At 70.3% G+C, this 229-nt stretch carries 1 protein-coding gene; it reads right to left on the bottom strand.

The window, feature by feature from the left end:
• The coding region (locus Q4528_RS16660) for an aromatic acid exporter family protein (RefSeq protein WP_303522921.1) at positions 1 to 229 on the bottom strand (229 nt) is incomplete at both ends.

The following is a 229-nucleotide window of genomic DNA, read 5'->3' on the forward strand; positions in this document are numbered from 1 at the left end:
GCCGATGACGGCGCCGATCCCCGTCTCGATGACCCGGAAGAAGGCGTAGTCAGGGGTGGACGCACCCAGGGCGAGGACGAGCAGCGCGCTGATCGCGATCTGGTTGGCCGAGCCCGTCGTCAGCCGCAACGCCCACGACAGGACGAGCGCCGCCGTGACCGCAACGAGGACCACCCAGGACGCATCGCCGAACGCCATGCCGAGCAACGTCGCGAGCACGACGCCGGTC

This window comes from Staphylococcus pasteuri, from assembly GCF_030547725.1.
Classification (GTDB): Bacteria; Bacillota; Bacilli; order Staphylococcales; family Staphylococcaceae; genus Staphylococcus; species Staphylococcus pasteuri.